The following is a 22,399-nucleotide window of genomic DNA, read 5'->3' on the forward strand; positions in this document are numbered from 1 at the left end:
CATTTTCTGGACTTAAGGTGCGTACCATCTACATCCGCAAACTCCGATTTGAAGAAGCTCGTATCAAACTCGAGCGGGAACTCCATGATGCTTTTATGGACGGGGAATCCTATGTAGAGATCTTACATGGAATTGGCGAAGGAATCCTTCGGCGAATGGCGATTGACTACGTAGCGACTTGCGATTTTCTGAAATTAGTGGAGACCGATCCGATGTTTCGGTCCAACCCGGGCGCAACGATTGTGGAAATTCTCGCTCCGTCCAAAGAATACATCAAACGATTGAAATCATGACTGAATTAAACCATTCTATAGAAATCCTGGACGTCACTTTGCGAGACGGGGAACAAACCAATGGTGTGTCTTTTTCTTGGCAGCAAAAACTCAATATCACCAAACATCTATTAAAAGACTTAAAAACCGATCGAGTGGAAATCGCCAGTGCTCGTGTATCTCCCGGTGAATTTGAAGCTGTAAAAAAAATTGTAGATTGGGCCAAGTCGGAAGGGCTTCAGAACCGGATTGAAATTTTAGGATTTGTTGATTATGATAAAACCGTAGAATGGATGAAGGGAACGGGAGTTCGAGTCCTTAACCTTTTGACAAAAGGGTCACTCAATCATCTAACAAACCAACTACGAAAAACTCCAACAGAACATTTCTCTGACATCCAAAAAACTGTAGAATACGCTGCGGCCGCAGGAATTACAGTGAATGTTTATTTAGAAGATTGGTCCAATGGATACACTCATTCCCGCGATTATGTTTTAGAATATTTGAGTGTTGTCTCCAAATTTCCTGTCAGCCGATTTTATTTAGCTGATACACTCGGTGTATTGTCACCCCGAGAAGTGCGAACTGCTATCACTGACTTAGTAAAAGAATTCCCCAAACTTTGGTTTGAGTTTCATGGCCATAATGATTATGATTTGGCCGTTGCCAATTGTTTGGAAGCCGTAGAGGCTGGGGTTCGTGGCCTTCATGTGGCTGTGAATGGACTGGGGGAAAGGGCCGGAAACTCACCCTTAGAAGCTGTGGTCACGGCTTTGCATGACAAAACAAAATATCGAACTTCCGTTGTCGAAAGAGAAATCACCAATGCCTCAAGGCTTGTGGAAGTTTTTTCCGGCAAACGAATTTCAGACAATCGTCCAATTGTGGGGGAAGATGTTTTCACACAAACAGCAGGGGTTCATGCTGATGGTGACAAAAAAGGAAATTTATATGCCAATCCCATTTTGCCAGAAAGGTTTGGGCGATCCCGAGTATACGCATTAGGGAAGTTAGCTGGTAAGGCCAGTATCACAGAGAACTTAAAGCAGTTGGGAATGGTTCTTTCACCCGAAATTGAAAAAAAAGTTTTGGAACGAGTGATTGAACTGGGGGATCAAAATAAGACCGTCACCAAAGAAGATTTACCTTATATCATCTCTGACATTACTGGGGAAAATTTGGAAGCCAGTTTCCGGATCGAAACCTGCACTGTGACCAGTGGAATTGGTGTGAAACCCAAAGCCGAAGTAAAGGTCAATTACCAAGGAAAGTATTTTGAAGCCAGTGGATTTGGTGATGGTGGATACGATGCCTTTATGAATGCCCTTGGTAAAATTTTAAAAGAATTGAATATTCAAATTCCCAAACTTTATGACTATGAAGTGAGGATTCCTCCCGGTGGCAATACCAATGCCCTTGTCGAAACTGTGATTACTTGGAAAGGGGAGGGAGATACCCATCCCATCCGCACGATAGGAATCGACTCTGACCAACAAGTGGCTGCCGTTAAAGCCACGGAACGATTGTTACATATTTTACTCGGAAACGTATGATTCATTTTCTCATTGTTGGCCTTGGAAATCCAGGGGATAAATACAAAAACACACGCCATAACATTGGTTTTATGATTCTTGATGCACTGGCTGCAAGTTTCAGTGTTTCGTTTAAAGATTCAAAAAAATATTTAGATACCACATATACAGGGGAAGGGGACAAAATTCACCTTCTCAAACCCATGGAATTTATGAATCTTTCTGGGAAAGCCACACAAACCCTTGCCAATTTATATAAAATCCCTCCCTCACAAATTCTTGTGATCCAAGATGAAGTGGATCTACCTTTTGGTAAGATAAAAAATAAAATTGGCGGCGGAACGGCGGGCCACAACGGACTAAAGGATATAGTCGCAAAACTGGGTTCTCAAGACTTTCACCGATTGCGGTTTGGTGTAGGGAAACCAGAAAAGGGTGGGATGGAAGTGGCAGATTTTGTTTTGCAAAATTTTAATTCCGAAGAACGAAACAGTTTGGATACGCTCATCAAAGAATCCATTACCAAAGTAGAAGATTGGATCCGAACCAACCGAATTCTCATTCGAAAAGAAAATGGAGCTTAAAGGTTATCATTTCCTCAGTAGGCAAACCTAACGAAAGTTAAAATCAGATTTTTATGACAAAAGAAAAAGAAACTTCCATCAACCTTCGCAACCTCATCTTCCAAACCATCCTTTCTATTGTTCTTGTGCTTGTGATTGTTTTCGGATTGGCCTTTTTCTTTCGCAAAGAACTTCTTGGATTTAGCGAACACTTTGTTCGCATTTTTGGATATTGGGGGCTTTTTGTTGGAATGATCTTTTCAGATAGCCTTCCTGCCTTTGTTCCGCCCGATGCTTTCTTGATGCTTGCCATCACTGGAGAAATGGACCCGTTATTCACCATTCTTTCTATGTCCATTGGAAGTATCATCGGTGGGTCTCTCGCTTATTTTATTGGATTGTATCTCATTCCGAAATTCCATTTGGGAAGACAGATGGTTTTGCATTACGAAGACAAACTCCTTCCTTACCTTCGTAAATATGGATTTGGAGCCGTGGTTTTAAGTGCTCTCACACCCATCCCGTATTCTTGGATGGCTTATACGGTGGGAACATTTAAGATGCGTTATTCTTTGTTTTTACTTGGTTCCCTATTTCGTTTTGTGCGAGTCACTGTTTATTTTTACGCCATGTATCTGGGATGGATCACGGGGGGATAGATGTCAGAAGAACGTTTGTTTCCAAGGTCTGTGGATGAAGTGATCTTAGAGAAGGTCAGGTTTTTCTTTTTACCGGACAGAACGGCTGCCTTTGTTAAAAATTTGGTAGATGGAAAGGTGTCGGAGCGGTCACTCATTTGTTGTAATTCTGGTTGTGATGTTTGTAATGAAACCATATATAATTGTTATATGGCCGTAAAAAAAGAACTGGAAAAAACTTAAGGTGGATTCCCTCTTTTCCCAAAACAAACAAGTTCCCTTAGCCCATGCGGTGCGACCGAAAAATTGGTCTGAGTTTGTGGGCCAAAACCAAGTAGTCCAATCTCTCAAATCCATTCCGAAACCCACCTCCATTCTGTTTTACGGTCCCCCGGGATCAGGGAAAACCACTTTGGCCCATCTTCTCACACAAACTTGGAGTTTGGAAAAACGTTATTTGAGTTGTGTGACGAGTGGTCTAAAAGAAGTGCGAGAAGTTTTGGATGAAGCCAAACGCCGAGGAACCATTGTTTTGTTTTTAGATGAGATCCATAGGTTTTCTTCTTCACAACAAGATGCACTTCTCTCTGCTGTAGAAGAAGGGGAGATCATTTTAATCGCTGCGACCACAGAAAACCCTAGTTTTCGTGTGAATAAAGCCCTCCTTTCGCGAATGCTTGTTTACAGGCTCACTTCTCTTTCTGAAGCAGATGAAAATTTTATCTTTGAATCTTGTCTGGCCAAACTAAACCACAAACGAACTTTTCCTGAGGATTTAAAGAAAGAACTCTTCCGCAGAAGTTCAGGAGATGCTAGAAAACTCCTCGGGTATTTGGAACGAATTCTTAATGCCACAGAAGAAACAGATCAGATCACAGAAACTAAGTTGGCTGAGATTTTAGGGGAGAATGTTATCTTTTATGATAAGAATAGTGAAAGCCATTATGATATCATCTCTGCTTTTATTAAATCCCTTCGCGGGAGTGATCCGGATGCTGCTTTATTTTATTTAGCTTTGATGATTGAAGGGGGAGAAGATCCACTTTTTATCGCCAGACGACTTGTGATTTTTGCCAGTGAAGATGTGGGAAATGCCAGTGTCCATGCCCTTCCCCTTGCGATTGCTACTTGGCAGGCAGTAGAGCGAGTAGGCATGCCAGAAGGAAGGATTCCTTTGGGACAATGCACTACTTTCCTTGCTTCGGCTCCGAAGTCTAATGCTAGTTATTTGGCGATTGATAAAGCATTACAACTCGTTCGGGAAAGAAAAAGAGAATTCCAAATCCCAAACCATTTACGAAATGCACCCACAGCCACTCATAAGAAAGAAGGGGCTGGCAAAGATTATAATTATCCCCATGACTATCCAGATCATTTTGTTCGGGAAAAATACTTTCCTGATTCCTTTTATCCCGCGCCACCTCAGTTCTATGAACCCACAAACCAAGGAATGGAAAAAAACTTAAAAGACCAGTTGCGAAAACTTTGGGGCGATTCAAAATAAAATTCTTTTGTATACTTTTATTAAACTCGTTTCTTCGTTTCTGAACTCATTCCAGTAAAACTTTTTTCTTTTGTTTGGCATAGACATGTTCAATTCGAGTCATATATTTTTCCAATTTCTCTAATTGGGTTTTATCATTTGTGGATTCGATAGCAAAGTTTAAAAATTCCTTAGCCTTTTCAAAGTCTCCTTTTTTGCCATAGAGAACTGCCAAATGGGTTGTGTTCTTTAGGTGTTGTGGTTCCCGAAGGATGAGTCTTTCCGAATATTCAATTGCCTTATTGATCTTTCCTAATTTTTGATACGCAAATGATAAAGATAAGAGGATATGATTACTATCTGCTTTTAAAGACAAATACTCTTCTCCGTATTTGACAGCTTGTTCATATTCATGATTAGCAATTCGAAACTTCACCAAACTTTGTAATACTTCCAAATTACGATGGTTTAGTTCATAAGCACTTTCCAAAAGAATTTGGGCCGCATTCAAATTCCCTTTTCGAATCTCTTGTTTGAACTGGGAAATATGTTCTAATCCTTCACCGTTTGTGAATGGTTCCCGCTCTGATTCTGGAGTGAATTCCAATCGGAAAAGGGATAAGTCATCTGTAAGGTCACCAGTTTGTTGGATGGACCGAACAATTCCTGAAAGTTCTCCTTCTTTTCTTCTCACATGTTCTAAAAATAATGTTTCATCTGTATTTAGGAAATGGTCTCCACTGCAGGCACCATGAACCAAGATATCATCTTTTCCATCCGATCCACCAAGTAGAATGTCCCCTTTTTGTAATTGGAAGGTATTGATGGCAAACCGATCCTGAGGAAGGGTGGCACCGATTTTGAGGTAACTGTATTTTGTTTTGATAAAACTTGCGATTCCATCTCTATATAAAACTAATTGAGGATGTTCTGCATTGACAAAGTATAATAATCCAGACTCATCTTCCACCAAACCAAGAATTAACGAAACAAGCATAGTATAATCAAAACTTTCGAAAGTTTTGTTTAATTCATCGAATACTTCGCGTAACCACTGTTCAGGATATTTGGTTTGGTATTCCTCTCTGTTTTTTGTTCTTTCGATGATGGATCGAAATACAGCTCCGAGGACAAGGGCTCCTGGGGCACCCTGAAGAGATTTTCCCATGGCATCGGCGTTGATAAATACAGTATGTTTTTTTCCGCGTAAGATGACAGTATGAGCTACACAAAGGTCGCCTCCAATTTCTCCATGTTTCCCTTGGAAGGAAAATTCCTTTTTCTGTTTGGTTAAAAATTCAATTTTAACATTGGAACTTTCAATGGTCGTTCCCCTTAAAGGTTTTACGAGTAGGGAAGTTAAATAATAATCCCCGTCTTGGTGGAGTTTGATCCTTTTGATTTCTTCAGCTGCTTCTCTTTTTTCAATTTCATGGGCTATACTCCTACTCATCACCTCAATCACTTCGATAAAATGATTTTCGATAGGCATTCCTCCAATTTCTTCAGAAAAAAATCCAATAGATCCTTCCACTTTCCCATCAATCAAAATGGGAACCTCGATGGACTTTACAAATCCATATTCCTTAAACAACGCCGTCTTTTGTAGGTTGTCTTCTGAAGAAAAAATATCTTCATACACTTCTGTTTTTTTTGTTTGGTTGGCTTTCGAAAAAAACGTATCAACAATTCGTAGTGTCTCTCCCGCTTTGAGTTCTTTGGAGTCACCTTCTATCTGTACGATTTTATATTTATCTTGGTTGATTTGGCTAATGATTCCCACGGGAAAATGGAACAACTGCAATCCAGTTTTGAGATAACCGGAAAATAAATCTTCAATGGAATCAAAATGAGAAGTTGTGAGTCTATGAATTTCTTTTAAAGCGTAACTCAGTGCGTAAACAGATTCAATAGCATGGGAAATGTATGTATCTGATTTTCGTCTTTCTAATTCCTGGGCAGTTCGTACAGAGAGTAATTCCAAAATTCGAATCAATCGGTCCAGATGAGGGATATGTTTGCGATTGAGAATCGCCACAACCCCGATGACTTCTCCTGATCTGGATTTCAATGGATATCCTAAATAATGATTTCCTTTGATGGGTAACACCGATTGAAATCCGGGATAACCTTCTTCCAGGTCTGTGGTGTGGTAGTAAGTTTTTGTTTCGATCACCTCAGAACAAGGGGCAATTTTCCCATTGTAGGTTTTGTGTGGCCGAAAGATCCCCTAAATGTACCAAGGCTAAGGTTTGGAACTGGGACGTATCTTTTTTCCATTCTGCGATCCAAACAGCTGATAGGTGGAAAACATGGGCGAGCCGTAACACTCGGGTTTGGAAAAAATCTCCAGAAGGGGGAGAAAGAACCAAAGAGGAGAATGATTCCAAAATCTCATGTGATTCTCTGGAAATTTCGTAGGGGTTGTAACTGGGTCTCGTTTCTGTAAACATAGTCTGTTTCACTCCTTTCTTTTTAGCAAAGGAATCAGAGAGCATCCTGACAAGGATGATTTCGTTATTACGGATGAATAGTTCGTTATAGCGTATATTCGTTTATATAAAATGCAAAGATTCTAATATGGAAGATCGAGAAGTTTGGGGTTGGATAGGCTATACTGGTTGGTTCTTACATTTAGATGCGGTTTGTGTTCTGAGAAACCAATGACAGGTAGTGATTTCAGGGACAAAGCTAGTAGATTGGAATTGGGAAAGGCAGTTACTTTTTTCAGTGAATTTCCTTTTCCAATCGCTTTCGAAGTCTCCTTACTTTTCTTTTTCAGGAGTTGAGAAAAGTGACTCAAGAGAAATTGCGATCGGCAATCCTTTGAGAGCCATTCTCAAATAACCGCCATTTTCTTATCTAAATTGAGAAAACTCACTCGAAAAGAATCTCGTCTTGACAATTCAAAATAAGGATGAGATCATTCAAGGAATGGGTTCTGCACCAGATAGTTTTGCGCCAATCCTCTTACAACTTTTGCTCGGAGTCGGTTTTTCCGCTCTGATCTTATCACTTGCCTTCCTTCTCAACCCGAAGAAAAAATCGAAACCCCAAGACACGTTCGAATGTGGGGTGACATACTACGGTGATGCAAGAGGACTCTTCAACATCAAGTTCTACCTTGTTGCGGTTCTTTTCATTCTCTTCGATATAGAAGCCGTCTTCTTATACCCTTGGGCAGTGAACTTAATCAGTTTCAAAGAAGCAGGTCTTGGAACTTTCTTCCTTTTGGAGATGTTTTTCTTTTTACTCATACTTGTTGTGGGTCTATACTATATATGGAAAAAGGGAGCACTGGAATGGGATTAACAGAAACACTATCCAAACCCGGCGAGATGTTTGGAGATATGTTCCAAGTCGCAACACTCGATAACGTAGTGCAGTGGGGACAAAGTTTTTCTTTGTGGCCGTATCCTTTTGCAACGGCATGTTGCGGGATTGAATACATGAGCACCGCTTGTGCTGATTATGATATTGCTCGTTTCGGAGCGGAACGTCCTTCTTTTTCCCCGCGCCAAGCTGATATGATTTTAGTACTCGGAACCATTACTTATAAAATGGCTCCCGTATTACGCCAGATATACGACCAATTGGCGGAACCCAAATTTGTTATTTCTGTGGGTGCTTGTGCTTCTTCTGGTGGGATGTTCCACACCTACGGTGTGTTACAAGGTGTAGACCGGATCCTTCCTGTGGATGTTTATGTTCCTGGTTGCCCTCCAAGACCAGAAGCACTTCTCGATGCCCTTGTCAAACTTCAGAAGAAAGTCCAAAGCCAAGGATTGGAAGCAAGACGACAAGAAGTGATGAGAAAGATCGAAGAAATCAACGAACGCAACAAACCTCTCGTAGTCGCATGAAAGAAACAATTACTGAATACCTAAACTCACGGTTTTCCGATGTATTACTCCCGCAAAGGGACATAAACACGAATTTACTTTATTTTAGCATTAAAGCGGAAGCCCTTCCTTCCGTTGTACAGGCGTTAAAGGATCATCCAGAGTTTGCTTTTACTTATCTGAATGACCTCACTTCCGTGGATTGGCTTGGGAAAAGGGAACCAAGGTTCGAAGTGGTTTATTTACTTCGTTCTCCTAAAAACAAACACTTTCGTATGCAACTCCGAGTGCCTGTGGGAGAAGGGGAAGATGTTCCGAGTCTCTCTGGGATTTTTCCTGCCGCCAATTGGCCGGAAAGAGAAGTATATGACTTGATGGGGATTTCATTCTCCAACCATCCACAGATGGAACGTCTCATTATGCCTGATAATTTTGTAGGCCATCCTCTTCGTAAGGACTATCCATTAGAAGGCCCAGGCCAAGATTATCTCATCGAAGATTTACTCACCATTCATGTGAACGAGGATATTACCGGTTAGGCGGTAGAAAATCATTATGGTAATGTACGAAAAAACAGCCGAACATTTTGGCAAAAAATTCAAAGACCTACCGGAAGGCCATTTACTTGTCAACCTTGGGCCAAGCCATCCCGCAACTCATGGAATTTTACAAAACGTAATCCAAATTGATGGAGAACGTGTTGTCGACACAGAATCAGTCATTGGCTATGTTCACCGTTGTTTTGAAAAACTAGGCGAACGTTACGATTACAACCAGTTCTTAGTTTGTACGGATCGTATGAACTATGTGTCCACCCCATTGAATAATATTGGATGGATCCTCACTGTAGAAAAGATGATGCAGATCGAAGTTCCTGATCGAGTGACCTATGTTCGGATGATCATTTCGGAACTTTCCCGGATGATGGATCATATCATTTGTAATGGAATCATCGGTGTGGATCTTGGGGCTTTTTCTGGTCTTTTGCATTTATTTCATCATAGAGAAAACATTTATCAAATTTTAGAGAAACTAACGGGTGCTCGGTTGACTACAACCTTCTGTCGTGTTGGTGGAATGGAAAGGGATATCTATCCTGAATTCCAAAAAGAAATCAAAATCATCCTCAAAGGTTTAAAACCTGCTTTGGATGAATTTGAGGAACTTCTCATTCGTAATAAAATTTTTAATGAAAGAACCGCGGGGATTGGTGGAATTTCTGCAGAAAGAGCCATTGCTTACGGATTTTCTGGACCAAACCTAAGAGCCGCAGGGGTTCCTTGGGATGTTCGAAAAGATGATCCTTATATGTTTTATGACAAAGTAGACTTTGACATTCCTGTGGGACAGGACGGATCTGCTCTTGACAGAACGCTTGTTCGTATGGAAGAGATGCGTCAGTCCATGCGAATCATTGAACAACTGATCGATGGTATCCCTGATGGTCCATACCATGCAGATGTTCCACATACCTTCCTTCCTCCGAAGGACAAGGTATACAATAATATGGAAGAACTCATTTATCATTTTAAAATCATTATGCATGGCGTAAAAGTTCCTCCAGGGGAATACTATATGGCAACGGAAGCCGCTAACGGTGAACTTGGGTTTTATGTGGTCTCGGAGGGAGAAAAAACTCCTTGGCGCGTACATGTAAGACGTCCTTGTTTTTGGTATTACCAAGCGTTTCCTGAACTTGTCAAAGGAGGACTCCTTGCTGATACAATTGCAACTATGTCTTCACTCAACGTCATAGCAGGGGAGTTGGATTGTTAATGGTTTATCAGTTTTCACAAGATTCGGAAAAACGATTCCAAAGGTTGATCCCGCAGTTCCCAAACAAACGTTCCTTAATTTTACCATGCCTTTTTCTTTTACAAACTGACAAAGGTTTTGTGGACCAAGAAGGGATGCAATACATCGCAGAACGGATTGGAGCACCAGTCTCTCTCGCACAAGTGCATGGGGTGGCTACCTTCTATACCATGTACAATAAAAAACCCGTAGGTAAGTTCCATATACAAATTTGTGGAAACATTTCTTGTTACCTCTCGGGATCTGATTCCATTACAAAACATGTATGTTCTAAATTAGGAATTGAAGCCGGAGAAACCACAAAAGATAAAAAGTTTACTGTGGATGAAGTGCAGTGTCTTGGTGCTTGTGGGTTTGGACCTGTGGCACAAATCAATGATCGTTATTATGAAAATCTAACCCCAGAGATCATAGAAAACATCCTCTCCGAATTGGATAAGCAGGTATAAAATGGGACTAAAGACCTTACTCACAACTCATATTGATGCTGCCGATTCCCATACCTTAAACCATTACCGTTCCGTTGGTGGGTATGAAAGTCAGAAGAAAGCTTTTTCTGAGATGACCGCCGAACAAATCGTAAACGACGTGAAAAACTCTGGTCTTCGTGGCCGTGGTGGTGCTGGTTTTCCTACGGGAAACAAATGGGGATTCATTCCGAAAACAGACAAACCAAAGTATTTAATTTGTAATGGGGACGAAGGCGAACCGGGAACATTCAAAGACCGGCTCCTCTTAGAAAAACTTCCTCATATGCTGATTGAAGGAATGGTTATTGCGGCCAAAGCAATCGATTCCCACCAAGGTTATATTTACATTCGCGGTGAATTCCATAAAGGAATTCGTGTTGTCGAAGAGGCGGTGGAAGAAGCTTACAAAGCAGGCCTTCTTGGTAAAAATATCATGGGCTTTGGGTATGACTTTGATTTGGCGGTGTACTCCGGTGCCGGTGCTTATATTTGCGGAGAAGAATCCGCACTCATCAATTCCCTTGAGGGAAGGAGGGGCCATCCTCGTTTGAAACCACCATTCCCAGCGGTTTCTGGTCTTTATTCTTGTCCGACTGTCGTGAACAACGTAGAAACTTTTTGTAATGTCCCACATATCATACGTATGACGGGAGAAGAATACAAAAAGATTGGAACAGAAAAATCTCCTGGAACCAGATTATTTGCTGTCAGTGGGCACGTGAAAAAACCAGGAATTTATGAAGTGGAAATGGGAACTCCGATGAAGGAGCTCATTTATGATATCTGTGGTGGAATCAAAAACGATAAAACCCTAAAAGCTGTGATTCCAGGAGGAAGTTCTTCTCCCATTCTCACGGCAGAAGAAGCAATGACGGCAACTATGGATTACGAATCCATTGCCTCTCTCAAATCAATGTTAGGTTCTGGCGCTGTTATCATTCTTTCTGAGGTTGCGGATCTTGTAGAAACCACATACCGATTGGCGGAATTTTATTCTCATGAATCTTGTGGCCAATGTACACCTTGTCGCGAAGGAACACATTGGGTCAAAGACCTTCTCCATAAAATAAAGAACGGGGAGGGGACGGAAAAAGATGTAGAACTCATTTTTTCTTTGTCCAGAAATATGGAAGGGGGAACCACCATTTGTCCGTTAGCGGATGCATGTGTGATGGCAGTTCGTCCTACCATGACAAAGTTTAAAGGAGAGTTCTCGGCTCGATTGAAAAAGGAAGTGAGTATCTCTCACTAAAGGTCACCGAAACATTATGGACTGGGCTCTATTACTTGCTTGGGGGATCAAAATCCTCTCCTTATTTTTTGTAATCTTAACTGGCGTTGCTTATTATACGCTCGCCGAACGTAAGTTTGCTGGTTTTATCCAGGATCGACCCGGTCCAAACCGTGCCGGCCCTTTTGGAATTTTTCAACCTCTAGCGGATGGAATCAAATTCATCGCCAAAGAAGAAATTTTTCCAAAAAATGTTTCCAAAGGAATGTATCTTTTGGCACCCACCATCTCCATGACCTGTGCCATTATGGCTTGGGCTGTGATTCCTTTTGGGGGAACTCTTCCCGCACCGGAATGGCTTACCGCACTTACAGGTGTGGCTACGATCGACTTACAAATTGCTAACCCTGACTCGGGTGTTTTGTATTTACTTGCCATTTCTTCTTTGTCAGTCTACGGAATTATGATTGCTGGTTGGTCGAGTAACAATAAGTATTCGCTCCTCGGTGGAGTTAGGTCAACCGCACAGATGATCAGTTATGAACTTCCCATGGGACTTTCCATTATCGTGATTGTGATTATGACTGGATCTTTAAAGTTAACAGAGATCAGTGATTCCCAAAAAGATATGTGGAATATTTTATCTCCCCCTGGTTTTGTTGCTTTTTTTATCTATGTGACAGCAATGTTTGCGGAAACAAACCGTCTTCCTTTTGACTTGGCGGAGGCGGAATCAGAACTAGTTGTGGGTTTTCATACGGAATACGGTGCCTTTAAGTTTGCCTTATTTTTTTTGGCAGAATACATGAACATGATCACTATGTCATGCCTTACCACCTTACTTTTCTTTGGTGGCTATAATGTTCCATTTCAGTTGGGTGCGGGCTCTCCCTACCAAGCCTTTATTGGCCTTGGATTTTTTATTCTGAAAGTCCTATTCTTTGCCTTTTTATTCATCTGGGTTCGTTGGACTTTGCCTCGGTTTCGTTATGACCAACTCATGAAACTTGGTTGGAAAAAGATGATTCCTTGGGGTCTTTTCGCGGTAATGTTTTCGGCCGTTTATACAGTATATTGGAAAGAAGGATGGATGAAATTATTTATATGAATATAGAAACTTCTCCTTCCTTTTTATTATTTATTTTTTTTGGAACAGTGACTGTTGTTACGGCCCTAAGTGTTATCTTTCAAAAAAATCCGGTGGTTTCAGCCGTATCTCTTGTTTTTACATTCTTTGCTTTGGCTGGAATTTATGGAATCATGGGAGCCCTCTTTATTGCTACAATGCAGGTGTTAGTGTATGCCGGTGCCATTATGGTACTTGTGGTGTTTGTGTTGATGTTACTTTCTCAAAGAGCGGAAACATTATCTAGATACCGGGAGTATCCGATTCGACTCGTTTTACTTTCCGTTTTTGTTTTTGGTTTTTTCTTTTTATTGTATAGTGCTCTCACAACAGGTGTCCCTCACTCCGAACAAATGGGAAAAGGATATGAACTCTCGCAGTATTCCTTTCCTATCCAGGGAACCGCTGCTGTAAATGCAAAAGGTAACGTGGCTACCGTGGGTGCATCCACCTATTTGGATTATTTACTTCCTTTTGAAATGATCTCCATCTTACTTCTTGTTGCCGTTCTTGGTGCCGTCATCCTTGCTAAAAAAAGAAACACGGAAGTGGAACAAACAAAGGATACAATTCTATGAACCCAATCGTCAATGGTATCCCCATTTCATACATCCTCGGACTTGCTGGAATTTTATTTTCCATTGGTGTTCTTGGAGTTCTCATTCGTCGGAACATCGTCATCATCTTTATGTCTGTGGAATTGATTTTGAATTCAGTGAATTTAGTTTTTGTAACATTTTCGAAAGCCCTTTCCCATATTTCCGGTGAAACCGTTGTATTCTTTGTGATGGCAATTGCGGCTGCAGAAGCAGCCGTTGGCCTTGCACTTGTGATTGCAATCTTTCGCCATAAAAAATCCACCAATGTGGATGAACTCCAATCGATGAGATGGTAATCCTATGTTAGAGATATTTCCTTTAGTTGTCTTCCTTCCTCTCGTTGGTTTTTTATTCAATGGTCTACTAAAAGGTAGGATCCCTCACCGTATGGCCGGTGCGATTGGAACTTTAGCCGTATTCATTCCTTTTCTCATCACCTTAGGTGCGTTTAACGAATTTCGCCCTATGGAAAGAACGGCACCGCATTTGGTTCCTGTTTTTGATTGGATTGTTGTTGGGAATTTTAAATCCTCCTTTGGATACCAAATCGACCAACTTTCCCTTTATATGACTCTTATCATCACGGGAATAGGATCTTTAATTCATTTGTATTCGATGGGATACATGAAATCCAATCTGAGTTATAACCGGTTTTTCGCTTATTTGAATTTATTTATCTTTTGTATGTTGAACCTTGTCCTGAGTGACAACTTGGTTTTGACCTTCCTTGGTTGGGAAGGGGTGGGACTTAGTTCTTACCTTCTCATTGGTTTTGACTATGACAAAAGTTCGGCGGCCGAAGCGGGGATGAAAGCATTTGTTCTCAACCGTATTGGGGATGTGGGTTTTATTTTGGGAACTGGATTTTTGTTTTGGTTTGGGGGGAGTTTACAATACTTAGAACTCCAATCCAATTTGAGTGGACTCACTCAGTTTGCACCTTACGCGAATATTGTGGCTTTGTTTTTCTTTATCGCCTCTATGGGTAAGTCAGCACAGATCCCACTCTATGTATGGCTTCCAGATGCGATGGCAGGTCCCACTCCAGTCTCCGCTCTCATTCATGCGGCTACCATGGTGACTGCGGGAATCTTTCTCATTGCTCGTCTCAACTTTGTATTTTTACTCGCACCGGAAACTTCCCTTTTCATCGCTTGTATTGGTGCCACAACTGCTCTATTTGCAGCAACCATCGGAACCTTACAAAACGATATCAAAAAGATCCTTGCCTACTCGACAGTATCGCAACTTGGGTTTATGTTTCTTGCGATGGGAAGTATGAGTTATGTTGCAGGACTTTTTCATCTAATGACCCATGCTTTTTTTAAGGCTTTGTTATTTCTCGGGGCGGGATCTGTGATCCACGCACTCCACCACGAACAAAATATCAAACATATGGGAGGTCTTTTTGGCAAAATCAAAATTACTTCCTTTACCTTCTTACTCGGAACACTGGCCATTGCCGGATTTTTTCCTTTCTCTGGATTTTTCTCCAAAGATTTAATTTTAGAAAAAGCTTACACTTACGGAGCTTATGGTTCCATCCTTTGGACCATGGGGATTGTGGCGGCTTTTTTCACTTCGTTTTATATGTTTCGCCTCGTCTTTGTTGTGTTCTTTGGTAAAAACAATACAGATCCTCACCACAAAATCCACGAATCTCCATGGACAATGACCTTTCCTCTCGTTGTACTAGCGTTTGGTGCTGTTGTTGTAGGGTTTTTACAAACACCGCATTTCTTTTTACATATCGATACTTTGGAAAGGTATTTTGCACCCGTATTCAGTAAAGGTTATGAACTAGCCTCATTACATGGAAGTCTTGCGGAACACAAATCCCTTGTGCATGATGTGGAACTTTCCCTTGCTGCTTTTTCTGTAGCAATTGGAACTGTGGGACTGATTTTAGCGTATTTCCTCTACCAGAGAAAACTAAATCCAGTAATAGAAGAACATACGGGTTTTCGAAAGATTCTTTTTCATAAATACTATATAGATGAAATCTATGATTTAGTTTTGGTTCGCCCCTTTCTTTTTGTTTCGAAGGGGATTGCTTTCTTTTTCGATACCAAAATCCTGGATCGTTTTTTCTTAAACATAGGACTTAGTTTTGGTCTGATTGCCAATGGGCTTCGACGGCTCCAGTCCGGATTTATTGGTGATTATGCTTTGTATGTGGTCATTGGTACATTTTGTATTTTAGTGTATCTATTAACGAGGGGGTGTAAGGTGCCGGAACAAATTCTTTCCTTCATTATCTTTTTACCAATTCTTTCTGCCTTTGTGATCGTTTTCCAAAAACGAATGGGAACAGTGGTTGTCATTTCTGCTTTGTCTTCTGCATTTACGACCATCCTATCCGTGGGTTTGTTCTTTTTGTATGACCCTACCAAATCAGGCCTTCAGTTTGTACATTGGATACCGGATTGGATCCTTTCTGGAAAACTCAGCGTAGATTACCATGTGGGTCTGGATGGAGTTTCTCTTTTATTATTTGGGCTCACTGCCTTTATGTTTTTTCTTTCGAGCCTTGCTTCTTGGTCGAACATCCCCAAAAAAATTAAAGAATTTCATATCTGCCTACTTGTTTTAGAAACAGCCGTCCTTGGCGTTTTTTCAGCGGGTAACCTTGTCCTTTATTATGTATTTTGGGAACTAATGGTTCTTCCGATGGTTCTGATGATTGGAATCTGGGGTGGGGAAGATAGAACCAAAGCTGCACTCAAATACTTTTTATTTTCCATGGCTGGTTCCTTGTTTATGTTAGGTGGTATTCTTACACTTTACTTCAAAACAGGGAAAACTTCTATTGAGTCTTTGGCTACGGCAAACCTTGGAATGTATTCCGAACCCCTCCAGTGGTTTTTGTTTTTTAGTTTTTTCTTAGCCTTTGCCATTAAAATCCCACTCTTTCCATTCCATACTTGGATGCCAGATGTCCACACCCAAGCACCTACTGTTGGTTCGGTGGACTTGGCGGGAGTTTTGTTAAAGATTGGAGCCTATGGTTTCATTAGATTCTGTATTCCTTTTTTCCCGGAACCAAGTTTGTTATCCCAAAATTGGATTCAAATCCTTGCTGTTATCGGCATTGTGTATGGATCAATGGCTGCTCTTGTGCAGACAGATATCAAACGAATCATTGCATATAGTTCGTTATCCCATTTAGGTTTTTGTATTTTGGGAATCTTTTCTTTTACCAAAGAAGGAGTTGTCGGGGGGATGTTGCAGATGATTTCCCACGGTGTTTCTACCGGGATGCTTTTCCTTATGATTGGTATGATTTACGAAAGATCTCATACGAGAAACATTGCCGAGTTTGGTGGTCTTGCCAAACAAATGCCGGTGTTCTCTACTTTCTTTTTGATCGCTGTTTTGTCTTCTGTCGGTCTTCCGGGAACGAACGGATTTGTGGGTGAGTTTCTCATCCTAATGGGAGCCATCAAATCCAATGTTTGGCTTGGTGGGATTGCCGCCACGGGTGTAGTGCTTGGAGCCCTTTATCTTTTATGGTTTGTGAAACGATTCCTTTTTGGTGTGAGTAAAACCATCCAAGCCAAACCTTATAAAGATTTAAGTTTTCGAGAGGTGGGAATTTTATCTCCCCTTGTTATTTTTATTTTTTGGATTGGGATTTATCCAAAACCATTTTTAGAAATTTTACAATCATCAGCCAATGTGTATTTGAACTCAGCATCCGTGCAATCCATTGCGGAACGAAAAGACATCCAAAAAGATTTTCATTCCGGAACTTCGAGCCGACAATTTTCGGATTACACGAGTTTAGGTAAGGAACCACTTTCGTATGAAGAAAGGTTGGGAGCTTATCAGTCGAAGTTTGCGCTTCCCAGTTTTGTTTACTTAAAATCAAATCCACCAAATTTGAATTTAGACAATTTGGACGAGTCCATTGAGTCGGATTTTGAATTGGAACCAACCCCGAAAGAGACTATAGGAAACTAACCCATGTCATATACTCCTTCTGCCAATGACCTGATCGCCATCTCTCCCATGCTCATACTATGCGGGGTGGCTTTACTTTCCCTTGTGGTTCAATTTCTCATTCCGAGAGAAGAAGATTCCAAACCACTTTGGGTCCTTTCTATTTTAGGAATCACTGGAGCCATGTATGCTCTATATCATACAACTGGATCTCCAGGGTATGGTAAGTTTTTTGGATCACAGATCTCTTTAAGTCCACTCACCGTATGGCTCAGTGCAATTTATTTGATTGCGGGACTCATCACTCTACTCATTGCTCCCCCTTTTCTTTCCGAACACAAAACTCTATTCCCTGAGTTTTTTCCCCTCGTACTCTTTTGTTTGTCGGGAATGATGTTTTTAACCTCTGGTTATGATTTTATTGTCATCTTTGTCGGTTTAGAAATCCTTTCTCTCTCGTTGTATGTAATGATTGGAATGGCTCGTTCTTCTGTATCATCTCTAGAAAGTGCGATGAAGTATTTTTTACTCGGATCTTTTAGTTCTGGGTTTATGTTGCTTGGGATTGCTTTTTTATATGGCGGATCAGGAACGACAAACTTAGACGGAGCCCTTCGTGGTCTTTTTCTAAAAGGGTATGAATCCAATTTTTCTAAATTAGGATTTGGTTTATTTTTAGTCGGGGTTTCTTTTAAAGCTGCCCTTGTTCCTTTTCACTCGTGGACTCCGGATGTGTATGAAGGATCCCAAACACCAATCACTGGTTTTATGGCCAGTGCGGGTAAGGCATCGGCCCTTGGTCTTATCATTGTTTTATTCAATCATGTTCCTATGGGTGAGGTTGGTGAGTCATGGAAATTCCTTATGGGAGCGATTGCTCTCATTTCCATGACTTGGGGAAATATCGTTGCTTTAAAACAAGAAAATCTCAAACGGATGTTAGCTTACTCATCCATTTCCCATGCAGGTTATATTGTGGCGGGGATTGTTTGTGGGGCAGGGCTCGAAGCTTTGTATTATCTTTTCTCGTATTCTCTTCTCAACTTAGTTGCCTTTGCCATCATCTCCTATTTGGAACAAGGCAAACATGAAGTGACAGTGGATGGAATCTCTCACTTAAGCGGTGAACACCCGTTAACAGCCCTTGCTCTTTCGATTGTCTTTTTGTCTTTTGCCGGTTTCCCACCTCTGATTGGATTTTGGACGAAACTCTTTCTTTTGCAAAAGATAGCTGAGTCGGATTTATTTTTTCACCGGATTTTACTCTTCGGAGCCGTAGCCAACTCCTGTGTGGCCTTCTACTACTATATGAAGATCACCATCCAGTCCTATATGAAACAGGAAACAGGGGCTGTGGCTGGGGTCAGAGACCTTCCGAGTATGCCGACTTTGGGATTTCTTGTGTTTTTACTCAGCCTATTCTTCACCGCCGGTTGGCTTTTCTTCCAACCTGGGGCTCTGCTTTAAATCTGCTATAGCAGAAATAGTTCCAGGATAGCGAAAAACGGGTTGATGGATTTGGCAGGGTGCAGAGGCTAGTCGATAAGTAGGTACGCACCATGGCAACCATTGTAAAAAAAACAGAAACCTTAACCGACCTAGACTTAATCAAGACCTTCCTTGTTTCCAAGGGACTTGTTTATGAATCCTATAAAACACCGGAAGCATTGGATTTGATCCTTGGCCAAAAGGGATTGAATGATGCCGAAAAAAGCGAAGTGCTATCTGGATTAGAATACCGTTTTGACCAACTAAAAAAGGAACATGGCTACAAGGCCAATGACCTCGTTGTTTTACATGACGAAGTGCCTGGCATCCAAGACATGTTAGCCAAATTTGACAAACTTCATATCCATACAGATGAAGAAGTGCGTTATATCATCGATGGAAGTGGTGTTTTCGGATTTATCATTGATGGGGAAAGATTTGAAGTGCATGTCAGTAAGGGAGATTTCCTTTCCATTCCGGCTAATACCAACCACTGGTTTACATTAGATAAAAACTTAAGAATTAAAGCCGTTCGTTATTTTAAAGACAACTCCGGATGGACTCCTGTGTATGTGGATGAATCTAAAGTATTGATTAACGCTTAATCCGATGCAATTCCAAACCATTCTACAATGAATTGTAGGGTGGTTCTTCCTTGGTAGAAGTTTTCTTCCAAACTCCCCACTAAATCAAAACTTCCATGTTCCGACATAAATTTTTGGAACTCGTCTCCCTTATTCCAAATCATGTACTTTAAAGATCCACTTCCAATCAAATGAAACCGGACATGTTTTCCCGCACTGAGTGGTGTTAGGTGGATGGCTTTTGCATTACGAATCGCAAGTTTGATATCGGGGTTTCCTTGGCCAAAGGGTTCTAGGTCTTTCCATTCTTTTAGAAGTCGTTCTCCCATCTCTTCCGTGAGAACGGTAAAATCAGTTTCTATGGAATGGATGGTGGATCTCACTTTATCCTTGGACAACCAATCATCGGCGCTTGGATACAAGGCCGCTACAAAGGCGGGAATTTAATCCAGTTGTATGGAAAATACCACACCTTCGGGATGAACTCCGAAATGTAAAAAATCGCTTGCGAGAGATACCAAAAGTTCGAGAACGTTTTCCCGTCCGTAGGAACGAATGCTTCCTCTCGCATCACCATTGTCAGGTGCTAAAAATATTGCCGGTTTTTTATAAGTATCCACCATTCTTGTGGCTACAATCCCACTCACACCTGGTTCCATATCAGGTTCATAACAAAACACAATTTGGTTTGTGGTTCGTTCGGGTTTGCGGGCAAAGTAACGTTCCACCCGATCCATATTCCGTTTGGTTCGTTCCTTTCTTTCCTCATTGATGGATAATAATTGTTTGGCTTTAGATTTGGCATCCTGGACTGTCTCAGATAAAAGTAGAGATACCGCTTCTTCCGTTTTCCCCATTCGTCCTGCCGAATTGAGGACAGGGCCAATCGACCAACCCAAATCCTTGGTTGTGATTCCATGCGGATTCAGTTTGAGTTCTTTTAGGAGTTCCGAGAGTCCTTTTCTTTTTTTGTCACCTGTATAGAGTTTGGTGAGAGATTGCAGAGCCAATTTCACAAAATGCCGGTTCTCACCGGTAAGAGGCATCATATCGGTAATGGTTCCAATCCCTGCAAGATCTGTTTCTTCTTCGAGTCCGGAGAAAAAATCAGGAATCTGAGAACATTGGTAATAGAAAAGTTTTCTTTCTTCTTCTACGGGAACGGAAGTAACAAAATCTTCCGGATAGGGCAGAATGTTTTTTCCCTCTAGATTTTGGGTTGCGATGGATTCCTTAGAAACCCTCACTCCGTTTTGGAAGTAGAGTGTTTCGCTTTGACCTGAGGAATTCTCTTCGGTTTTTGAATAGACTTTGTTAAACTCATCACTCATGCGAAATAGGATCGCAGAAACTAATTTAAACGATAATACGGCAGTGCAGATTTTTTTTTCTGGATAAACCGAGTCGGTTCTTCTTGGGTTCACCAAAGCACAGTTAGTGGGAATTCGCACGGGAACTTCGTGATGGTCCAGGACAATCATTCGAATCCCAGTGTTTGTTAATTCTTCGATTTCGTCGGCTTGGCTGGAACCAAAATCTAAAGTCACAAGCAGGTCTGGTTTTACTTTTTTAATTTTAACCAATGCTTCCTTACAAAGTCCATAAGGATCACTTTCCGAGGATACCATCACTTCTAAGTTGATATTAGAAAATTCGGGGTGAGATTTTAAAAAGAAGGCAAGGAGGCAAGTGGAACTCACTCCATCCGAATCGCGGTCTCCATACAAAAGAATTTTTTTGCCATCTTTTGCAAACTGGACTAAAAGTTCTACAGCATCGGATAAATCGGGTAAGGAGTAGGGAGAATGAAGGCAAGAGAAATCAGAAGTAAGAAGTTCCTTCGGATGGATATTACGAAGGCCCTCACGTTTATCAACTAAGTAACGTAATAGGGGCCTTTTGGAATCAACTTTGGTTCGTACCTCGGACAACAGTGGCCCGAAGTGAACCTTTGTTACATGATGCAATTGCCAATAATTTTGGAACCGAATTCTACTTCGAGTCCCGGTGTTTTGATATCACCAACGACCTTACCATTTTTTTTAAGTTCCACTTTTTCTTTTGCGTCCACATTTCCTTTTAGGTTACCATGAACCACAAGGCTTCCTACTTCTACATCGGCTTCTACATCACCAGTTTCATCGATGATGAGTTTTCCTTGGGAAGTGATGGTTCCTTTGAATTGACCTTTGATTTTTAATGTTTGGTTGAAGGAAAGGGTTCCGCGAAACGTGATGTCGTCGCTAATGATGGTGTCTATAGATTCGTCTTTCATCGGTAGGGATAGTCTTGTGTGATCCTTGCGTTTTGGCAACTACACAAGTATTTGTAATGAAAAGGAAATGGAAAAAAGTTCATATTTCAAGGGTTTTCTCTTGTGTCTCCACTTCAATTCTTGAACCTGGGTCTCAAGAGTCGAAAAAATAGTGAAAATTAGGCGCTTCTGGAAGTCAGGTTTCATCCTACTTTTAGCGGTTTTCATCAATCTGAATCTGGTCGATGACCGGTTTGTTTCTCCTCTCGAAGATTTGGACTTTCAATACCAATCCTACGAGTTGGAAGAAACGACTCGTGTGCTGACCTCGACTAAGGAATCCAATCAAGTTTTAAAATTGGTTCCCAATCGCAGGGAACAGTCTCTGGTTAAGGTATCTGTCCATCGTTGGTCTACAATCTCCACAGAACCTGTATTTTTTACTGAAATTCCCATCTTATTTCATTTTCTTTACCTTCCGCCTCCTTATTTGGCTTAATCGTTGCATGTAGATTAGTCTAGTACCAGAGTCCAAGTTTGGTCTTTGCAGTGTATTTAAT

Annotated in this window: 22 protein-coding genes and 1 pseudogene; 19 read left to right on the forward strand and 4 right to left on the reverse strand. The window is 41.1% G+C overall.

The genetic code is table 11. The features are described from left to right. The first annotated feature begins 17 nt into the window (after positions 1–17). The 6 genes from JWG41_RS15445 to JWG41_RS15470 are packed head-to-tail and all read left to right on the forward strand — an operon-like array spanning position 18 to position 4,509. On the forward strand, positions 18–293 hold the full coding sequence (locus tag JWG41_RS15445; RefSeq protein ID WP_205270818.1) for a Smr/MutS family protein: 276 nt from the start codon (positions 18–20) through the stop codon (positions 291–293). Further along, entirely contained in the window at positions 290–1,825 is a 1,536-nt protein-coding gene (gene cimA, locus JWG41_RS15450) for a (R)-citramalate synthase CimA (RefSeq protein WP_205270819.1), read from the forward strand. The genes JWG41_RS15445 and cimA overlap by 4 nt, the downstream gene beginning before the upstream one ends. Further along, on the forward strand, positions 1,822–2,388 hold the full coding sequence (pth, locus tag JWG41_RS15455) for an aminoacyl-tRNA hydrolase (RefSeq protein ID WP_205270820.1): 567 nt from the start codon (positions 1,822–1,824) through the stop codon (positions 2,386–2,388). The genes cimA and pth overlap by 4 nt, the downstream gene beginning before the upstream one ends. Positions 2,389–2,441: 53 nt before the next feature. Continuing rightward, a complete protein-coding gene (locus JWG41_RS15460; protein ID WP_205270821.1) occupies positions 2,442–3,026 on the forward strand; it encodes a YqaA family protein in 585 nt (194 codons plus the stop codon). Then, positions 3,027–3,248 (forward strand): hypothetical protein, encoded by a 222-nt coding sequence (locus tag JWG41_RS15465; RefSeq protein ID WP_205270822.1) that lies wholly within the window; start codon positions 3,027–3,029, stop codon positions 3,246–3,248. Position 3,249: 1 nt separating this feature from the next. After that, positions 3,250–4,509, forward strand: coding sequence for a replication-associated recombination protein A (locus JWG41_RS15470; RefSeq protein ID WP_205270823.1), 1,260 nt, complete (start codon positions 3,250–3,252; stop codon positions 4,507–4,509). 46 nt (positions 4,510–4,555) lie between these two features. On the opposite strand, the gene JWG41_RS21245 is transcribed toward JWG41_RS15470, so the two are convergent. Then, on the reverse strand, positions 4,556–6,664 hold the full coding sequence (locus JWG41_RS21245; RefSeq protein WP_332461303.1) for a SpoIIE family protein phosphatase: 2,109 nt from the start codon (positions 6,662–6,664) through the stop codon (positions 4,556–4,558). 1 nt (position 6,665) lies between these two features. Continuing rightward, positions 6,666–6,986, reverse strand: coding sequence for a type III-B CRISPR module-associated protein Cmr3 (locus JWG41_RS20995; protein ID WP_232374046.1), 321 nt, complete (start codon positions 6,984–6,986; stop codon positions 6,666–6,668). A 436-nt stretch (positions 6,987–7,422) separates the two neighbouring features. Here JWG41_RS20995 and JWG41_RS15480 point away from each other — a divergent pair, with 436 nt between their 5' ends. The 12 genes from JWG41_RS15480 (at position 7,423) to JWG41_RS15540 (ending at position 19,606) form a co-directional block, all read left to right on the forward strand. Then, positions 7,423–7,800 (forward strand): NADH-quinone oxidoreductase subunit A, encoded by a 378-nt coding sequence (locus JWG41_RS15480; protein ID WP_205270874.1) that lies wholly within the window; start codon positions 7,423–7,425, stop codon positions 7,798–7,800. Continuing rightward, on the forward strand, positions 7,791–8,351 hold the full coding sequence (locus tag JWG41_RS15485) for an NADH-quinone oxidoreductase subunit B (protein WP_205270824.1): 561 nt from the start codon (positions 7,791–7,793) through the stop codon (positions 8,349–8,351). Before JWG41_RS15480 ends, JWG41_RS15485 begins: the two co-directional genes overlap by 10 nt. After that, positions 8,348–8,869, forward strand: a complete 522-nt coding sequence (locus tag JWG41_RS15490; RefSeq protein ID WP_205270825.1) for an NADH-quinone oxidoreductase subunit C — start codon at positions 8,348–8,350, stop codon at positions 8,867–8,869. Before JWG41_RS15485 ends, JWG41_RS15490 begins: the two co-directional genes overlap by 4 nt. A gap of 16 nt (positions 8,870–8,885) precedes the next feature. Continuing rightward, positions 8,886–10,106, forward strand: a complete 1,221-nt coding sequence (locus JWG41_RS15495; RefSeq protein ID WP_205270826.1) for an NADH-quinone oxidoreductase subunit D — start codon at positions 8,886–8,888, stop codon at positions 10,104–10,106. Continuing rightward, the gene (locus JWG41_RS15500) at positions 10,106–10,594 is read left to right on the forward strand and encodes an NADH-quinone oxidoreductase subunit NuoE family protein (protein WP_205270827.1); all 489 of its coding nucleotides are present in this window, start codon (positions 10,106–10,108) and stop codon (positions 10,592–10,594) included. The genes JWG41_RS15495 and JWG41_RS15500 overlap by 1 nt, the downstream gene beginning before the upstream one ends. A 1-nt stretch (position 10,595) precedes the next feature. Next, entirely contained in the window at positions 10,596–11,867 is a 1,272-nt protein-coding gene (gene nuoF / locus JWG41_RS15505; RefSeq protein ID WP_205270828.1) for an NADH-quinone oxidoreductase subunit NuoF, read from the forward strand. Positions 11,868–11,883: 16 nt separating this feature from the next. Beyond that, a complete protein-coding gene (nuoH, locus tag JWG41_RS15510) occupies positions 11,884–12,954 on the forward strand; it encodes an NADH-quinone oxidoreductase subunit NuoH (protein WP_205270829.1) in 1,071 nt (356 codons plus the stop codon). Continuing rightward, a complete protein-coding gene (locus JWG41_RS15515) occupies positions 12,933–13,550 on the forward strand; it encodes an NADH-quinone oxidoreductase subunit J family protein (RefSeq protein WP_205270830.1) in 618 nt (205 codons plus the stop codon). The genes nuoH and JWG41_RS15515 overlap by 22 nt, the downstream gene beginning before the upstream one ends. Beyond that, positions 13,547–13,867: an NADH-quinone oxidoreductase subunit NuoK gene (gene nuoK / locus JWG41_RS15520; RefSeq protein WP_205270831.1), complete on the forward strand. Its 321-nt coding sequence runs from the start codon at positions 13,547–13,549 to the stop codon at positions 13,865–13,867. Before JWG41_RS15515 ends, nuoK begins: the two co-directional genes overlap by 4 nt. A 4-nt stretch (positions 13,868–13,871) precedes the next feature. After that, positions 13,872–17,534 carry an NADH-quinone oxidoreductase subunit L gene (gene nuoL / locus JWG41_RS21250; RefSeq protein ID WP_332461304.1) on the forward strand — a complete coding sequence of 1,221 codons (3,663 nt, stop codon included), beginning with the start codon at positions 13,872–13,874 and terminating at the stop codon, positions 17,532–17,534. Positions 17,535–17,537: 3 nt separating this feature from the next. Next, positions 17,538–18,980 (forward strand): NADH-quinone oxidoreductase subunit N, encoded by a 1,443-nt coding sequence (locus JWG41_RS15535; RefSeq protein ID WP_205270832.1) that lies wholly within the window; start codon positions 17,538–17,540, stop codon positions 18,978–18,980. Positions 18,981–19,072: 92 nt separating this feature from the next. Beyond that, positions 19,073–19,606 carry a cupin domain-containing protein gene (locus JWG41_RS15540; protein ID WP_205270833.1) on the forward strand — a complete coding sequence of 178 codons (534 nt, stop codon included), beginning with the start codon at positions 19,073–19,075 and terminating at the stop codon, positions 19,604–19,606. Here JWG41_RS15540 and JWG41_RS15545 read toward each other — a convergent pair. Both JWG41_RS15545 and JWG41_RS15550 read right to left on the reverse strand, forming a co-directional pair. Beyond that, positions 19,603–21,552 (reverse strand): annotated as a pseudogene (locus tag JWG41_RS15545) (single-stranded-DNA-specific exonuclease RecJ). The gene JWG41_RS15540 and the pseudogene JWG41_RS15545 sit on opposite strands and share 4 nt — an antisense overlap. After that, the gene (locus JWG41_RS15550; RefSeq protein WP_002973855.1) at positions 21,540–21,860 is read right to left on the reverse strand and encodes a bactofilin family protein; all 321 of its coding nucleotides are present in this window, start codon (positions 21,858–21,860) and stop codon (positions 21,540–21,542) included. Before JWG41_RS15550 ends, JWG41_RS15545 begins: the two are co-directional and overlap by 13 nt. Before the next feature lie 151 nt (positions 21,861–22,011). On the opposite strand from JWG41_RS15550, the gene JWG41_RS15555 reads away from it, so the two are divergent. Next, positions 22,012–22,338, forward strand: coding sequence for a hypothetical protein (locus JWG41_RS15555; RefSeq protein ID WP_205270834.1), 327 nt, complete (start codon positions 22,012–22,014; stop codon positions 22,336–22,338). The last annotated feature ends 61 nt before the right edge of the window (positions 22,339–22,399 follow it).

Source organism: Leptospira chreensis, assembly GCF_016919165.1.
GTDB lineage: Bacteria > Spirochaetota > Leptospiria > Leptospirales > Leptospiraceae > Leptospira_A > Leptospira_A chreensis.

What these genes read in the sequence shown, in the direction of transcription:
- JWG41_RS20995 (WP_232374046.1), bottom strand. Translation starts at nt 6,986, where the DNA reads ATGCTCTCTGATTCCTTTGCTAAAAAGAAAGGAGTGAAACAGACTATG.
- JWG41_RS15465 (WP_205270822.1), top strand. Translation starts at nt 3,027, where the DNA reads ATGTCAGAAGAACGTTTGTTTCCAAGGTCTGTGGATGAAGTGATCTTA.
- JWG41_RS15460 (WP_205270821.1), top strand. Translation starts at nt 2,442, where the DNA reads ATGACAAAAGAAAAAGAAACTTCCATCAACCTTCGCAACCTCATCTTC.
- pth (WP_205270820.1), top strand. Translation starts at nt 1,822, where the DNA reads ATGATTCATTTTCTCATTGTTGGCCTTGGAAATCCAGGGGATAAATAC.
- JWG41_RS15500 (WP_205270827.1), top strand. Translation starts at nt 10,106, where the DNA reads ATGGTTTATCAGTTTTCACAAGATTCGGAAAAACGATTCCAAAGGTTG.
- JWG41_RS15515 (WP_205270830.1), top strand. Translation starts at nt 12,933, where the DNA reads ATGGATGAAATTATTTATATGAATATAGAAACTTCTCCTTCCTTTTTA.
- cimA (WP_205270819.1), top strand. Translation starts at nt 290, where the DNA reads ATGACTGAATTAAACCATTCTATAGAAATCCTGGACGTCACTTTGCGA.
- nuoH (WP_205270829.1), top strand. Translation starts at nt 11,884, where the DNA reads ATGGACTGGGCTCTATTACTTGCTTGGGGGATCAAAATCCTCTCCTTA.
- JWG41_RS15550 (WP_002973855.1), bottom strand. Translation starts at nt 21,860, where the DNA reads ATGAAAGACGAATCTATAGACACCATCATTAGCGACGACATCACGTTT.
- JWG41_RS15485 (WP_205270824.1), top strand. Translation starts at nt 7,791, where the DNA reads ATGGGATTAACAGAAACACTATCCAAACCCGGCGAGATGTTTGGAGAT.
- JWG41_RS15535 (WP_205270832.1), top strand. Translation starts at nt 17,538, where the DNA reads ATGTCATATACTCCTTCTGCCAATGACCTGATCGCCATCTCTCCCATG.
- JWG41_RS15480 (WP_205270874.1), top strand. Translation starts at nt 7,423, where the DNA reads ATGGGTTCTGCACCAGATAGTTTTGCGCCAATCCTCTTACAACTTTTG.
- nuoF (WP_205270828.1), top strand. Translation starts at nt 10,596, where the DNA reads ATGGGACTAAAGACCTTACTCACAACTCATATTGATGCTGCCGATTCC.
- JWG41_RS15490 (WP_205270825.1), top strand. Translation starts at nt 8,348, where the DNA reads ATGAAAGAAACAATTACTGAATACCTAAACTCACGGTTTTCCGATGTA.
- nuoL (WP_332461304.1), top strand. Translation starts at nt 13,872, where the DNA reads ATGTTAGAGATATTTCCTTTAGTTGTCTTCCTTCCTCTCGTTGGTTTT.
- JWG41_RS15495 (WP_205270826.1), top strand. Translation starts at nt 8,886, where the DNA reads ATGGTAATGTACGAAAAAACAGCCGAACATTTTGGCAAAAAATTCAAA.
- JWG41_RS15540 (WP_205270833.1), top strand. Translation starts at nt 19,073, where the DNA reads ATGGCAACCATTGTAAAAAAAACAGAAACCTTAACCGACCTAGACTTA.
- nuoK (WP_205270831.1), top strand. Translation starts at nt 13,547, where the DNA reads ATGAACCCAATCGTCAATGGTATCCCCATTTCATACATCCTCGGACTT.